General features: G+C 45.4%; 12 protein-coding genes. 10 read left to right on the top strand and 2 right to left on the bottom strand.

What is annotated here, in order from left to right:
- Positions 1–120: 120 nt before the first annotated feature.
- From sdhC to sucD, 8 genes are all read left to right on the top strand, one after another.
- A complete protein-coding gene (gene sdhC / locus AB4263_RS06755; protein WP_017061948.1) occupies positions 121–513 on the top strand; it encodes a succinate dehydrogenase cytochrome b556 subunit in 393 nt (130 codons plus the stop codon).
- A complete protein-coding gene (gene sdhD / locus AB4263_RS06750; RefSeq protein WP_010436768.1) occupies positions 507–854 on the top strand; it encodes a succinate dehydrogenase, hydrophobic membrane anchor protein in 348 nt (115 codons plus the stop codon). The genes sdhC and sdhD overlap by 7 nt, the downstream gene beginning before the upstream one ends.
- Positions 855–2621: a succinate dehydrogenase flavoprotein subunit gene (gene sdhA, locus AB4263_RS06745; RefSeq protein ID WP_048606450.1), complete on the top strand. Its 1767-nt coding sequence runs from the start codon at positions 855–857 to the stop codon at positions 2619–2621.
- A gap of 12 nt (positions 2622–2633) precedes the next feature.
- Positions 2634–3347, top strand: a complete 714-nt coding sequence (locus AB4263_RS06740; RefSeq protein WP_010436773.1) for a succinate dehydrogenase iron-sulfur subunit — start codon at positions 2634–2636, stop codon at positions 3345–3347.
- Positions 3348–3444: 97 nt separating this feature from the next.
- Positions 3445–6261, top strand: a complete 2817-nt coding sequence (gene sucA / locus AB4263_RS06735; protein ID WP_017061946.1) for a 2-oxoglutarate dehydrogenase E1 component — start codon at positions 3445–3447, stop codon at positions 6259–6261.
- Positions 6262–6282: 21 nt separating this feature from the next.
- On the top strand, positions 6283–7491 hold the full coding sequence (odhB, locus tag AB4263_RS06730) for a 2-oxoglutarate dehydrogenase complex dihydrolipoyllysine-residue succinyltransferase (protein ID WP_017056410.1): 1209 nt from the start codon (positions 6283–6285) through the stop codon (positions 7489–7491).
- 206 nt (positions 7492–7697) lie between these two features.
- Positions 7698–8864, top strand: coding sequence for an ADP-forming succinate--CoA ligase subunit beta (gene sucC / locus AB4263_RS06725; RefSeq protein WP_010436793.1), 1167 nt, complete (start codon positions 7698–7700; stop codon positions 8862–8864).
- Complete coding sequence (sucD, locus tag AB4263_RS06720) at positions 8864–9736, top strand: succinate--CoA ligase subunit alpha (RefSeq protein WP_017061945.1); 873 nt, start codon at positions 8864–8866, stop codon at positions 9734–9736. Before sucC ends, sucD begins: the two co-directional genes overlap by 1 nt.
- 114 nt (positions 9737–9850) lie before the next feature.
- On the opposite strand, the gene znuB is transcribed toward sucD, so the two are convergent.
- Together znuB and znuC are read right to left on the bottom strand one after the other, a co-directional pair.
- Positions 9851–10636 carry a zinc ABC transporter permease subunit ZnuB gene (gene znuB / locus AB4263_RS06715; RefSeq protein WP_017061944.1) on the bottom strand — a complete coding sequence of 262 codons (786 nt, stop codon included), beginning with the start codon at positions 10634–10636 and terminating at the stop codon, positions 9851–9853.
- Positions 10636–11415 (bottom strand): zinc ABC transporter ATP-binding protein ZnuC, encoded by a 780-nt coding sequence (gene znuC / locus AB4263_RS06710; protein WP_017061943.1) that lies wholly within the window; start codon positions 11413–11415, stop codon positions 10636–10638. The genes znuB and znuC overlap by 1 nt, the downstream gene beginning before the upstream one ends.
- 83 nt (positions 11416–11498) lie before the next feature.
- On the opposite strand from znuC, the gene znuA reads away from it, so the two are divergent.
- Together znuA and AB4263_RS06700 are read left to right on the top strand one after the other, a co-directional pair.
- Positions 11499–12389 (top strand): zinc ABC transporter substrate-binding protein ZnuA, encoded by an 891-nt coding sequence (znuA, locus tag AB4263_RS06705; RefSeq protein ID WP_372097944.1) that lies wholly within the window; start codon positions 11499–11501, stop codon positions 12387–12389.
- 269 nt (positions 12390–12658) lie between these two features.
- Positions 12659–16021: a helix-turn-helix domain-containing protein gene (locus AB4263_RS06700; RefSeq protein WP_372097981.1), complete on the top strand. Its 3363-nt coding sequence runs from the start codon at positions 12659–12661 to the stop codon at positions 16019–16021.
- Positions 16022–16121 lie beyond the last annotated feature (100 nt).

Genomic DNA, 16121 nt, shown 5'->3' with positions numbered 1-16121 from the left:
TCTAAGGCTCAACTTCAGTTATTTGTTAAGTTAATGTTAAATTTTGAAGGTTTACAATCAAATTTTGTCCATAACAATATCATAAGGTTATTTAATGACCATAATGCTCAATGGAGCTGAGTGAGCAAGCCCGTGAAAGAAAGAAAGACAAGACCTGTTAATTTAGATTTACAGACCATCCACTTTCCAATCACAGCAATAGCTTCCATCCTACACCGTGTGTCTGGGGTGATAACTTTTGTCGCGATTGGAATTCTGCTTTGGTTACTATCCATTTCCCTCTCATCCCCAGTAGGCTTTGCCGAAGCTAGCGACATTGTCGATGGTTTCTTCGTGAAGTTTATTCTGTGGGGCATTTTAACCGCTTTGGCTTACCACATTGCTGGTGGTATTCGTCACCTTCTTATGGACCTTGGTCACTTTGAAGAGCTGGAATCTGGCGCTAAGAGCGCTAAGGTTGCATTCGCAGCAACAGCGGTATTGTCTCTACTAGCGGGGATCTTAGTATGGTAAACAACGTTTCTACTTTTGGTCGTAATGGTGTCCACGATTATCTATTGATTCGTGCAACTGCCATCATTATGACGCTTTACACTATCTACCTAGTTAGCTTCTGTGCTTTCTCTGGTGATATCTCTTACGCATCTTGGACGCAATTCTTTGGTGGAACCTTCACTAAAGTCTTCACCATGTTAGCGCTTACTTCTGTTTTGGTTCACGCGTGGATCGGCCTATGGCAAGTACTAACTGACTACATCAAATGCGCAAAACTGCGTGTTGGTCTTCAAGTCGGTGTTGTTGCAGTTCTTCTTGGATATTTCTTCTCTGGTCTGTTTATTTTGTGGGGTGCGTAAGTGACTATTCCTGTTCGTGAGTTTGATGCCGTAGTTATCGGCGCTGGTGGTGCAGGTATGCGTGCCGCACTGCAAATTTCTGAGCAAGGCCTTTCTTGTGCATTGCTTTCTAAAGTTTTCCCTACTCGTTCTCATACGGTTTCAGCGCAAGGCGGCATCACTGTTGCTCTTGGTAACGCGCATGAAGACCATTGGGAACAACATATGTATGACACAGTAAAAGGTTCTGATTACATCGGTGACCAAGACGCTATCGAATACATGTGTAAAAACGGTCCTGAGTCGGTAATCGAACTCGAAAAAATGGGCCTACCTTTCTCTCGTTTTGAGAACGGTACTATTTACCAGCGTCCTTTCGGTGGTCAATCTAAAAACTTTGGTGGTGAGCAAGCGGCTCGTACCGCAGCTGCAGCCGACCGTACTGGTCACGCTCTGCTTCACACGCTTTACCAACAAAACATTAAACACAAAACGACTGTTTTCTCTGAGTGGTATGCACTGGATCTTGTTAAGAACGAAGATGGTGCAATCTTAGGTACTACCGCGCTTTGTATGGAAACGGGCGAGGTTTGCTACTTCAAAGCGAAGGCAACAATCCTTGCTACCGGAGGTGCTGGTCGTATCTACGCATCAACAACCAATGCACATATTAATACTGGTGACGGTGTTGGTATGGCGATTCGTGCTGGCGTTCCTATGCAAGACATCGAAATGTGGCAGTTCCACCCAACGGGTATCGCTGGTGCAGGTGTATTGGTAACGGAAGGTTGTCGTGGTGAAGGTGGTTACCTTCTCAATAAAGACGGCGAACGCTTCATGGAACGTTACGCACCAAACGCTAAAGACTTAGCGGGTCGTGATGTTGTTGCTCGTTCAATGATGGTTGAAATTCGTGAAGGTCGTGGTTGCGATGGCCCTTGGGGTCCACATATTAAGCTTAAGCTTGATCACTTAGGTAAAGAGACGCTTGAATCTCGTCTTCCTGGTGTATGTGAACTTTCTCGTACCTTTGCTCACGTTGATCCAGTGAAAGAGCCAATCCCAGTAATCCCGACATGTCACTACATGATGGGTGGTGTTCCAACACAAGTTTCTGGTCAAGCTATTAAGCAAACCGAAGACGGCAGCGATGTTGAAATCCAAGGTCTATTTGCTTGTGGTGAAATCGCATCAGTATCAGTACATGGTGCCAACCGTCTAGGTGGTAACTCACTGCTTGATTTGGTGGTATTTGGTCGTGCGACAGGTCTACACCTAGGTGAGACACTGAAGAAGCAAGACGAAGCGAAACCTGCAACTGAAGCTGACATTGAGCGTTCACTAGAGCGTTACAACCGTTGGGAAAACAGCACAGACGGCGAAGATCCAGCGCAAATCCGTAAAGATCTTCAGCAATGTATGCAGAACAACTTCTCAGTATTCCGTGAAGGCAAAGCAATGGCTGAAGGCCTAGAAGAGCTAAAAGCGATTCGCGAGCGTCTGAAAAATGCACACCTATCTGATAAGTCTACAGAGTTCAACACTCAACGTATCGAGTGTCTAGAGCTTGAAAACTTGATGGAAACGGCATTCGCAACGGCTGTTGCTGCAAATTTCCGTACAGAGAGCCGTGGCGCACACGCTCGATTCGATTTCCCTGACCGTGATGATGAGCAATGGCTATGCCACTCACTTTACAACCCAGAGTCAGAGAGCATGACTAAGCGTGGTGTAAACATGGAACCTATCCATCGTGAAGCGTTCCCACCAAAAGCACGTACGTACTAAGGAGATATGACCATGAAACTGAATTTCTCTTTATATCGTTACAATCCAGATGTCGACCAGAAACCTTATATGAAGGAATACACTCTAGAAGTGGATGAAGGTTCAGACATGATGCTTTTGGATGCGCTTATTCTGTTGAAAGAGCAAGATCCAACAATCTCATTCCGTCGCTCATGCCGTGAAGGTGTATGTGGCTCGGATGGTTTGAACATGAACGGTAAAAATGGCCTAGCGTGTATCACGCCATTGTCTGCGCTTTCGGGCCAAGACAAGATTGTGATTCGCCCACTGCCTGGCTTACCCGTTGTTCGTGACCTGATTGTAGACATGACTCAGTTCTACGATAACTACGAAAAAGTGAAGCCATTCTTAGTGTCTGATGGCAATGTGCCACCGGCTCGTGAAAACTTACAAAGCCCTGATGAGCGTGCTCATTTAGATGGATTGTACGAATGTATCATGTGTGCATGTTGTACAACGTCATGCCCATCATTCTGGTGGAACCCTGACAAATTCATCGGACCAGCAGGCCTGCTTGCAGCGTACCGTTGGCTAATTGATAGCCGAGATACAGCGACAGACGAACGTTTGTCCGATCTTGATGATGCATTTAGCGTTTTTCGTTGCCATGGCATCATGAATTGTGTAAGTGTTTGTCCTAAGGGATTAAATCCGACGAAAGCTATTGGTCACATCAAGACCATGCTAGTGAATCGTTCGGTTTAAGTTATATAAAAATTGCCGCCCTAGAAGTTTTGGGGCGGCCTTTTAATAGCTCGGCATAGACCGCAGCAAACGTGAAAACTACTGGTTAAGGGAAAATATGCACAACGGCGTGATGAAGGCATGGCTCGAGTCTTCACACTTGGCTGGCGCCAATGCAACGTACGTAGAAGAACTCTATGAACTGTATCTAAGTGACCCAGATTCGGTAAGTGACGAATGGAGAAGTGTTTTTGAAGAACTGCCTGTGCAAGCTTCAGAGACAGTGGAACAACCACACTCTCGTGTTCGTGAATACTTCCGTCGACTCGCTCAAGAAACAAAGCATTACAGTGTCCAAGTTAGTGATCCAGATGTCGATGCGAAACAAGTAAAGGTTCTGCAACTTATTAATGCCTATCGATTCCGAGGGCATCAAGCAGCAAATCTAGACCCCCTAGGTTTATGGAAAAGAGCGACAGTTGATGAACTGGACCCTTCTTTCCACACTCTTACCGAAGATGACCTCAATGAGACGTTCAACGTCGGCTCTTACGCCATTGGCCAAGAGACGATGGTGCTTAAAGATCTCTACAAATCTCTAAAGCAAACGTATTGTGGCTCTATTGGTGCTGAATACATGCACATGACAAATACAGAGCAAAAGCGTTGGATCCAACAACGTTTAGAGTCTGTATCTGGTCAACCCTCTTTCAACAAAGAAGAAAAGCAAGCTTTCCTAGAAGAGCTAACTGCTGCTGAAGGTCTTGAGCGCTATCTTGGTGCGAAATTCCCAGGCGCAAAACGCTTCTCGTTGGAAGGTGGTGATGCTCTTATCCCAATGACGAAAGAAATTATTCGTCATGCTGGCGGACAAGGCATGCGTGAAGTTGTTGTTGGTATGGCTCACCGTGGTCGTCTAAACATGTTGGTCAACGTGCTTGGTAAAAAGCCACAAGACCTGTTTGACGAGTTTGCGGGCAAGCACGATGACACGTGGGGTACTGGTGATGTGAAATACCACCAAGGCTTCTCTGCGGACTTCGCAACGCCAGGCGGCAACGTTCACTTAGCACTAGCATTTAACCCATCTCACTTAGAAATCGTAAACCCGGTAGTTATCGGTTCAGTACGTGCACGTCAAGATCGCCTTGGTGATAATGATGGTAGCCGTGTACTTCCAATTACTATCCACGGTGACTCAGCTATCGCTGGTCAGGGTGTAGTACAAGAGACGTTTAACATGTCTCAAGCTCGTGGTTTCTGTGTAGGTGGTACAGTTCGTATCGTTGTAAACAACCAAGTTGGTTTTACAACGTCTAACCCTCGCGATACACGCTCTACGATGTACTGTACCGATATCGCGAAGATGGTTCAGGCTCCGATTTTCCACGTTAACTCTGATGATCCAGAAGCGGTTGCGTTTGTTGCGCGTCTTGCATTGGATTACCGTAATACGTTTAAGCGTGATGTTGTTATTGATTTGGTTTGTTACCGTCGCCACGGTCACAATGAAGCCGATGAGCCGAATGCAACACAGCCTTTGATGTACCAAAAAATCAAGAAGCACCCAACACCACGTAAGCTTTACGCTGACGTGCTAATGGAGCGCGGTGAGTTTGGTATTGATACAGCAACTCAGCTAGTTAACGAATATCGTGATGCACTTGATCACGGTGAAGTTGTGGTTAAAGAGTGGCGTCCAATGGCACTTCACTCAGTAGACTGGTCTCCTTACCTAGGTCACGACTGGAACATCGAGTGGGATAACAAGATTGATATCGAGCGCCTGAAAGAGCTTGGTACCAAACTTTGTCAATACCCGGACAGCCACAAGCTGCAAAGCCGAGTAAATAAACTGTACAACGATCGTACTGCCATGGTGAATGGTGAGAAACAAGTCGATTGGGGTATGGCTGAAACTCTGGCATACGCAACACTTGTTGACGACGGTAAGCGTATTCGTATCTCAGGCCAAGATTCAGGTCGTGGTACGTTCTTCCACCGTCATTCAGTACTGCACAATCAATCAGATGCAAGCACGTATGTTCCTCTTGCGAACATTCATGATAAACAAGGGCCATTCCAAGTGTTTGACTCTGTGTTATCTGAAGAAGCGGTACTCGCATTTGAGTATGGTTACGCGACAGCAGAGCCAAGCGGTCTAACCCTTTGGGAAGCTCAATTTGGTGACTTCGCAAACGGTGCACAAGTTGTTATCGACCAATTCATTTCATCAGGTGAGCAAAAGTGGGCACGTCTATGTGGTCTAACTATGCTGCTTCCTCACGGTTATGAAGGCCAAGGCCCAGAGCACTCTTCTGCACGTCTTGAGCGTTACCTTCAGTTATGTGCTGAACAAAACATGCAGGTTGTTGTTCCTTCAACACCGGCACAGGTTTACCACATGATTCGCCGTCAGGTTGTTCGACCAATGCGTCGTCCACTGATTGTAATGTCACCTAAGTCATTGCTTCGTCACCCTCTGTGTACTTCTTCTCTTGAAGATTTGGCAGAAGGCACGTTCCAACCAGCTATCGCAGAAATTGATGATCTGGCTCCTGAGAACGTAAAACGCGTCGTGTTCTGTTCAGGTAAGGTTTACTTTGACCTGCTTGACCAAAGACGTAAGAACGAGCAAGACGATGTCGCTATTGTACGTATTGAGCAACTTTACCCGTTCCCTTATGAGGACGTGAGAGCTGCCATCGCACAATACACAAATGTAGTCGATTACGTTTGGTGTCAAGAAGAGCCACAAAACCAAGGTGCTTGGTACAGTAGCCAACATAATTTCCGAGCTGCTATCCCAGTAGGTGCTGATATTCAATACGCAGGTCGTCCTGCATCAGCATCACCAGCTGTTGGCTATATGTCAGTACACTTGAAACAACAAAAAGCGTTAGTTGACGACGCTTTGACCCTACTTAAGAACTAGAAGTAAAAGGAAAATACGCACATGACAATTGAAATTCTGGTTCCAGATTTACCTGAATCTGTGGCTGATGCAACAGTTGCTACTTGGCACAAAAAACCGGGCGAAGCGGTTGCACGTGATGAAGTCATTGTAGATATCGAAACAGATAAAGTAGTTCTAGAAGTACCGGCTCCTGAAGCGGGTGTTCTGGAAGCTATCATCGAAGAAGAGGGTGCTACGGTACTTTCTAAGCAGCTTTTGGCTAAAATCAAGCCGGGTGCTGTCGCTGGTGAACCAACGAAAGACACCACTGAAGATACAGAAGCATCTCCTGATAAGCGCCATAAAGCTGCGCTAACAGAAGAGAACAACGACGCACTAAGCCCAGCTGTTCGTCGCCTGCTTGCTGAGCACAACCTACAACCAGCTGACGTTAAAGGCACTGGTGTTGGTGGTCGTATTACTCGTGAAGACATCGACGCACACCTAGCAGCAGCGAAAGCGGCTCCGGCAGCAGCATCTGCACCAGCAGTTGAAGCGCCAGCAGCGGCTCGCAGCCAAAAACGCGTGCCTATGACTCGCCTGCGTAAGACAGTTGCAAACCGTCTTCTAGAAGCGAAAAACAGCACAGCAATGCTGACTACTTTCAACGAAGTGAACATGAAGCCAATCATGGACCTTCGTAAGCAGTACAAAGACCAATTCGAGAAACGTCACGATACGCGTCTTGGCTTCATGTCTTTCTACGTGAAAGCAGTAACAGAAGCACTGAAGCGTTTCCCAGAAGTGAACGCTTCTATTGATGGTACAGATATCGTTTACCACAACTACTTCGACATCAGCATGGCGGTATCTACGCCACGTGGTCTAGTGACTCCAGTACTCAAAGACTGTGACACACTAGGTTTCGCTGATATCGAAAAAGGCATCAAAGAGCTAGCAATCAAAGGTCGTGACGGCAAGCTAACGGTTGATGAACTGATGGGCGGCAACTTCACTATCACAAACGGTGGTGTATTTGGTTCTCTAATGTCTACGCCAATCATCAACCCGCCTCAAGCGGCAATTTTGGGTATGCACAAAATCCAAGACCGTCCAATGGCTGTTGATGGCAAGGTAGAGATTCTACCAATGATGTACCTAGCGCTTTCTTACGACCACCGTCTAATCGATGGCCGTGAATCAGTTGGCTTCCTAGTGACCATCAAAGAGCTTCTAGAAGATCCTGCACGTCTGCTATTAGACGTTTAGTATCGCTAAAACGTCTAGTTAACCCCGTTAGCTAGACGTAAAAAGTTTCAAAGGCTAGGCTGCTCAACGTCTGGCCTTCAATTGAACTGTAAAGCCATTAGAAAATGGACAGCAGTTGTTTTGAGAAGACCCTACAGACGTAACACAGGAAACTGTGTCGTTATGGAAATAATAATCCCTTAAGGGAAAATAAACGGAATATCAAAATGAATTTGCATGAATACCAAGCCAAACAGCTGTTTGCAGAATTCGGTTTGCCTGTACCAGAAGGTTTCGCATGTGATACTGCACAAGAAGCTTTCGAAGCTGCAGGTCGTATCAGTACAGCCAAGAAAGTCGTTAAGTGTCAAGTACACGCTGGTGGCCGCGGTAAAGCGGGCGGCGTAGAGCTACATGACACCAAAGAAGGCGTTAAAGAGTTTGCACAAAAGTGGCTAGGTAAAAACCTAGTGACTTACCAAACAGACGCTAATGGTCAGCCTGTAACTAAGATCCTAGTTGAAGAAGCATCAAACATTGCTAACGAACTTTACCTAGGTGCTGTTGTTGACCGCGCAACGCGTAAAATTGTATTCATGGCGTCAACTGAAGGCGGTGTGGACATTGAGAAAATCGCTGAAGAAACTCCAGAGTTGATTCACCAATCAGCGATCGATCCTCTAGTAGGCCCTCAAGCTTACCAAGGCCGTGAACTGGCGTTCAAACTTGGTCTAGTTGGCGATCAAATCAAACAGTTCGTTAAGATCTTCATGGGTCTTGGCCAAATGTTCTCTCAGTACGACCTAGCTCTACTAGAAATCAACCCGCTTGTAATTACTGGCGAAGGCAACCTGCTTTGTCTAGACGGCAAGATCAACATCGACTCAAACGCGATGTACCGTCAGCCTAAACTACGTGAAATGCACGATCCATCTCAAGAAGATGAGCGCGAAGCACACGCAGCACAGTGGGAACTGAACTACGTAGCACTAGATGGTAACGTTGGCTGTATGGTTAACGGTGCAGGCCTTGCGATGGGTACGATGGATATCGTAAACCTACACGGCGGCAAGCCAGCAAACTTCCTTGATGTAGGCGGCGGCGCGACAAAAGAACGTGTAGCTGAAGCATTCAAGATCATCCTTTCTGATGATAATGTTAAAGCAGTACTCGTAAACATTTTCGGTGGCATCGTTCGTTGTGACATGATCGCTGAAGGTATTATCGGTGCAGTTAAAGAAGTCGGCGTAACAGTTCCTGTAGTTGTTCGTCTAGAAGGTACAAACGCAGACCTAGGTCGCGAAGTACTTGCTAATTCTGATGTTGATATCATTGCAGCTGAATCTCTAACAGATGCTGCTCAGAAAGTTGTTGCTGCTGCGGAGGCTAAATAATGTCTGTATTAATTAACAAAGACACTAAAGTAATCTGTCAGGGTTTCACTGGCGGTCAAGGTACATTCCACTCAGACCAAGCTATCGCATACGGTACGCAAATGGTTGGTGGTGTTTCACCTGGTAAAGGTGGTCAAACTCACCTAGGCCTTCCAGTATTCAACACAGTACGTGAAGCGGTAGAAGTAACTGGCGCAACAGCAACAGTTATCTACGTACCAGCTCCTTTCTGTAAAGATGCAATCCTAGAAGCGATTGATGCAGGTATCGAACTGATCGTAACGATCACTGAAGGTATCCCTACAACAGATATGATCGACGTTAAAGTGAAGCTAGAAGAAACTGGCGTTCGCATGATCGGTCCTAACTGTCCAGGTCTTATCACTCCAGACGAGTGTAAGATTGGTATCATGCCTGGTCACATCCACAAGAAGGGTAAAGTAGGTATCGTATCTCGTTCAGGTACTCTGACATACGAAGCAGTTAAGCAAACAACAGATGAAGGCTTTGGTCAGTCTACATGTGTTGGTATCGGTGGTGACCCTATCCCAGGTTCAAACTTCATTGATATCTTGAAACTTTTCCAAGAAGACCCAGAAACTGAAGCAATCGTAATGATTGGTGAAATCGGTGGTACTGCGGAAGAAGAAGCGGCTGATTTCATCAAAGCAAACGTAACTAAGCCAGTTGTATCTTACATCGCTGGTGTTACTGCTCCTCCGGGCAAACGTATGGGCCACGCAGGCGCAATCATCTCTGGCGGTAAAGGTACTGCTGAAGATAAATTCGCAGCACTAGAAGCAGCAGGCGTTAAGACTGTTAAGTCTCTTGCTGACATCGGTAAAGGCCTACGTGAAATCACGGGTTGGTAATCAGCTGGCTTTTATCGATTGAGATAGAAGTTAATTGAAACGATATTAAAAAGGCTTGGTCACTGACCAAGCCTTTTTTTATGTTTTCGAGATACGAGATCGTACTGCTAAGTGCTAAGCTCGACTTCTAACCATTTGAGATAGCATAAACATTGCTGCCGCACTGATAACCACAGACGGGCCAGCAGGCGTATCATAGAACCAAGACAAGCTTAATCCACCGAATACAGCGATAGAGCCAATAATTGATGCAAGGAAGGCCATCTGCTCAGGTGTGCTCGAGAACTTCCTTGCCGTTGCTGCAGGAATAATCAGTAGCGATGTCATGATTAACGCACCAACAAACTTCATACCGACAGCAATCACGATACCGACCAATAGCATCAGAATCAGACGCATTAAATCAATGTTGATGCCATCAACCGCCGCGAGATCTTCGTTAACCGTCGTTGATAGTAGTGGTCGCCAAAAGATAGCAAGTACTAATCCAATCACAGCAGCACCCGCATAGATGAACACTAAATCCGTTGGAGATACTGCCAGCAAGTCACCAAATAGGTAGCTCATTAGGTCAACACGAACGTTATCTAAGAAACTGACAGCAACCAAACCAAGTGATAGCGCACTGTGCGCCAAAATACCGAGTAGGGTATCGGTCGCGACCAGCTTTTGTTTTTGTAAAGTCACTAGCAACACGGCCAGCATCAAACAACAAATCAGCAGCGCGAAATACAAGTTAATGTTGAACAGAAAGCCAAGTGCTAAGCCCATCAAAGAAGCGTGAGCAAGCGTGTCACCAAAGTAAGCCATCTTACGCCACACCACGAATGAACCTAGTGGGCCTGCAATTAGTGCAATACCCAAACCCGCCAAAATAGAGGGAAGAAGAAACTCAAGCATTAGTGGTGTCCGTGTTTATGGTTTGAACATTCATGCACGTCGCCTTCGACAGGCTGGCCTGCGAGATCATGATGGTGATGTTCGTGTTGGTGATGATAAAACGCTAGCGTCTCTTGGGTCGCGGTGCCAAAGAGCGCAATATACGAAGGATGGTGTTTGATGTCTGCAGGTGCGCCTGAGCAACAGATGTGGTGGTGTAAACAGATAACATCGTCTGTTTTTGCCATCACTAAATGCAGATCGTGTGAAACCATAAATACGGCACAACCAAAGCGGTGGCGAATGGTGTCAATCAAGTCATACAGGTCTATTTGCCCTTGAACGTCGACGCCTTGAGCCGGTTCATCGAGAACCAGTAGATCTGGTCTTCTTAGCAATGAACGAGCAATGAGCACACGTTGGTTTTCTCCGCCAGATAGCTGGTGCATGTTACTCTTCTGCAGATGTTCAGCACCAACAAGCTTCAATGCTTCAAGGATCTCTTGCTGACTGAAATTGCCAGTGAGTTTTAGAAAACGCTCTACGTTGAGCGGTAGGGAATCATTGAGCTTTAATTTTTGTGGTACATAGCCAATTTTCAGTTTTTTAGCTTTTGTTATTGTGCCTGAAAATTTGGTCTGTAAACCCAGTACCACTTTTACTAATGTCGACTTTCCTGCACCGTTTGGCCCAATCAGGGTGGTGATTCTGCCGCGCTCTAAATTTAGAGAGATGTTGTCTAGAACTTTTCGACCGTCAAATTCGACGCTCACAGAATCTAGTTGGATTAAGTTATCCATGAATAGAACTCATTTGCAATTCGCTAATGTTATAATGTAACATTTACCTCAAGCCTAAGCTACTTTTCTATTATCGAGGGATTATGTCACGTTCATCTTTTATACTTGCTACTTTGCTTTTAGCGCCAAGTGTCGCAAGTGCCAATACTATTCTAACAAGCTTTAAACCAATTCAAATTATTGTGACAGAATTAACGCAAGGCGTTAGTGAGCCGGATGTGTTGATGAACAGCAATGCTTCGCCGCATGATTATGCGCTTAAGCCATCGGATGTCAAAAAAGTTCATAGTGCCGATATGGTCATCTGGTTCGGCCCTGACCTAGAAGCCTTTCTGACTAAGGTGATTGGTTCAAAAGAAAATGTTATCAAGATCAGTGATATTCCCGGAATCAACTTGCGAGAGTTCGGACACGAAGAGCATGACCACGATGCACATGAAGGGCACCACCACGGTAGCCATGACCCGCATTTTTGGTTAGGTATCGAGCAAGTTGAAGTAGCTGCAAAATACATCTCAGCTAAGTTGATTGAATCTGATCCAGACAACGCAATGGCGTACCAAGAGAATCTCGATTCATTCCTGATTGCATTGAAAGAGAAGCAACAGTCTATTCGAGAGCAACTTGCACCCGTGAAAGACAAAGGTTACTACGTTTTTCATGACGCGTATGGTTACTTTGAGCAAGAGTTTGAGCTAAATAACTTAGGTCACTTTACGGTGAGCCCAGAGCGTAAGCCGGGTGCAAAAAGCCTGATCGCTATTAAGAAAACGATAGTACGTGAAAACGTTCAATGTGTGTTTTCTGAGCCTCAATTCACTCCTGCTGTGATTGAATCAGTGACGCGCGGAAGTAACGCAAAACAAGGTCAGCTTGACCCTATCGGTTCAACAGTTGAAGTGAAGAGTGGAAGCTATTTCGATTTTCTTCAGCAACTTACAGATAGCTATACAAGTTGCTTAGACGAGAAGTAAGTCATAAACGAGTATTCTTTACTCTACTTTGCTCTCGTTAATTTATGAATCATGCCGCTTTTTGCGGCATTTTCGTGACCGCTAAGATAAAACCTCCTAACAAATAACAAACCTCCTTTCTCCTTTTCTAATTTCCGCTAAAATGGAAAGATAATAATAAGCACAAAAAAACTCAGTTTTTGGTTTAGCAACGATAAGACGTTGTGGTACCCAAAATTTCATGTGTTGTTGCTGTTCAGGATTAAGAGTTGTATCGAATTATCTTCAAAATGTTCATGTTAATGAGCATTTCATTTAGCGTTCTAGCGGTAAATACCTCGCCCTCCGTTTTCTATCCTTTGCCCGCTCAAGCGCAAGGGAATTTCCTTGCGGCTAAAAACTTGTATTTAGGTGCCGGAGGTGGGCTCTGGGTTTATGATGTGCATGGAAAAGTACTCTTTTACGATGGTCGAACTCTATTCCCTCGCAAGGGAAGCTTACTGCAATTTTCTTCGGAAAGAGTCGCCTTTCTGAACGATGAGTTTTGGACATTTTTCGACAATGAGGTCTATCGACATAACCCTGGAATTGGCAACGAATTGGCGTTTAGCCTAAGTCCCGGCGCTGAAATAGCGAATATCGGTGCATCAGGCGATTATATTTGGGTTACTGACGGCAGTAATTTCTATACCTACAACACTCAATCTTTAGAATTCAACACCTACTCTCTACTTAAACTGTACCGATACAATAACAGCAGTGACATTGCGATTAACGACGCTGAGTGGGTACTATCAAAGTGGGTGCTAGCGACCAGTTCTGGCGTTTACCTTTCAGAGAATCAAGAGTTTACCCATGTCACCGCATCAGACAAAAACCATATTGAGACGGTTTATTTTTCGAATGCTCGACGTGAGTTAGTGATCGGTACTTTAAATGGTGCTGTGATTGTTGATCTCGCGAACCCAGACAAAGAGACCATCGTTAAAGGGTCGCATGTTCTCTCGTTGGCCGAAACTTCGGACCAGTATTGGATTGGTACAGAGCACGGCCTTATTAGCTACAACTTTATTACGGGACAAATTACTCGATTCGAACAAGCCGCTAGTCAAGACTTCTCGTTACCGGGTGAGAAAATATATTCGTTGATAAACGATCATGCTGGTGGTATGTGGGTTGCGACAAACAACGGTATCCGATACTTCTCACTGTTCAGCAAAACCTTCTCGAGAACACCCCTAACTGGAATGGGCATGCATTCGAGTAGTGTGGTGATCAATAAAGTACTGCCTGTCAGTGACCAGTTATCTTGGGTCGCGTCTTCAATGGGGCTCTACTTGGTTGATTCTGAAAGTGAAGAGAACCCAATTCGTGTTTACTCTAACCCTGTTAATGATTTTGAGATCTTTGGCTCTTCCATTTGGTTGGCGACCGAACAAGGTATCATCAGTCTAAATACGGAAACACTACAACCCGAAGCCCTTGATTTACCAAGGCCAATTGAGGGAGTGCGTGTTGAAAACCTTGCGCTTCAAGCCGATAACGTTCTTTGGATGACCTCTGGGCAAAACCTCTATTCGTTATCTATCGAAACCATGAAACTGACGAGTTATGGCACTGACTGGTTAGTCGACAAGTTCTTGCCTGCGAAGATCACCGCTCTCAATGTAGGCTTGCTAGGTCGCATCTATATAGGAACGGATCATGGCTTCTACTCGTTCATTGATAAACGAATTAGCTTTAGTCGTTCCAGCGAACGGTTTGGCAAAGTCGTCGATATTGAAAAAGCGAAGGATGGAGCGCAGTGGTTTGCGAGCAGTTATGGCGTGTATCGAATCCCGGATGACAGCTCTATTATTCAAGAAATCACTCTTGTTGAAGACAATATTAGCCCCAACTGCCTGATAAGCGATGACAATGGTGTTTGGTTAGGCTCTTCGAAAGGCATCAGTTATTACGGATTGGATGGGCAACTGCATAAACACATAGGTTCGCCATTTGGTTTGATCACCAATGAACTGGCGGCAGGAGCGTGTGCTCTTTTTTACAGTCAAGATAGCCAACCTTCGAGGCTTGTTTTCGGCTCAAAGTATGGTGTAGTCAGCGCGTTATCTAACGAGTTACTGGTATCAACTACACCTCATAGCCGTGCCTTGTTGAGTAAGATAAGTGTCGACCAACAAACGGTATCACTTGGCGGGAAAACGGCAGAGCTGGATGAGATTCCTTATGGTTCATCGATGGGGTTTAAGCTAGGTATCTTACCAGCAACGTTCGCACCTGCGATGGAATACCGACTGAGCGACGATGAACCTTGGAGTGAGTTTGAAGGGGGCTTGTTAACGCTCGATCATCTTCTTCCAGGGGATTACACACTTGAAGTGAAGCCGGTTAAAGGCTCCCATTATCGCTTTGTGTCAACCAATCAAAGCTTCTCGATTGCGGAGCCTTGGTATCTGACCAATTGGGCTGCAGCAAGCTCTCTGATATTACTGATTGGCGTTGTGACTATCTTAGTCTTTTGGCGTTCGCGTTATGTCACTTTTGCCAACCGGCACTTAAAAGCGCAAGTTGCACTGAAGACAGACCAATTGAGGCACCAAAGCCGGATATTACTCGCCACTAATCAACAGCTTAAAAAGCAGCTATCCGTGAAGAATGCGCTTGTGTCTCACACTGCCAATGAACTCTCTTCTGAAGTGAATCATATTGCTGCGATGCTCCCGAATTGGAATGACGAGCTCGGGAAGTCGCCGATTCTAACCTTGAAAAATGGCTTAGCTCAATTGAGTAATACGCCTCAAGGAGAAGGGCAAGTTTGTTACGATATAATTTTAATCTTAGAGGTGGTACTCAAAGCTTGGCAGGATGACTTAACCAAAGCCGGTATTGAACTGGATATTAAAGTCGAAACAAAACAACGATATGTCTCGTTGCTGTATTTTAATCTCGATATTATCTTCAATAGCTTGGTCGGGAGCATCATCAAGAGAAACTTTAAGTCGCAGAGTATGGTGGTTCTGGTTGAAGAGGTTAAGGAGCATCTTGTTGTAACCATTCGAGATCATGGCATGCCTTTCCCTAAGCTGGCATCAAGCATGGGTGACAATACCGGAAAGTCGACCGACCTTAACATCGAAAAGCTGCCGCTATTGATGAATCAGAGCGGTGGCGAGCTTAATGCCTTTGTTTCGGAGTCTCAAAATAAGGTTCAGCTTTCGTGGCCAATTGAGTATCAAGTACTCGACAATCTCGAAGCCAGCACAATTGAACAGATTGAAACCATTAAGCTTGCCGCCTCAACACCAGAGCAACAAAAACTGACAGCGGAACAAGAGTGGAAGAACAGAGTGTCGCAGCTTGTGAGTGAAAACTACGCTGATGCCGAGTTCAGTACTGCAACTGCCGCTCAGTATTTGTTTATGTCTGAGAGAAGCTTACAGAGACGCTTTAAATCGGCTTACAACAAGACCTTCAAAGAGCACTTGAATGAAGTACGTCTAGAGCATGCGTGTGAGCGCTTACTCGCTGGAGAGAAGATCTCTGATGTGGCGTTTGATTCGGGGTTCAATGACCCTTCCTATTTCAGTCAAAGGTTTAAGCACCACTTTGGCATGTCACCATCTAAGTTTGCTGAAAACAACGAAGAGTAGCACGCAGCGGATACTCAGCTAGAACATAAATAAAGATACTTTAGCCTCGACATTCGTGTTGGGGCTTTCTTATGCTTCTACGAGATGCGAGATGCGAGAT

The organism is Vibrio sp. 10N.261.55.C5 (genome assembly GCF_041470505.1).
GTDB lineage: Bacteria > Pseudomonadota > Gammaproteobacteria > Enterobacterales > Vibrionaceae > Vibrio > Vibrio crassostreae_C.
The sequence above is the reverse complement of the archived record's forward strand: the minus strand, read 5'-3'. Positions and strand labels throughout refer to the sequence as shown.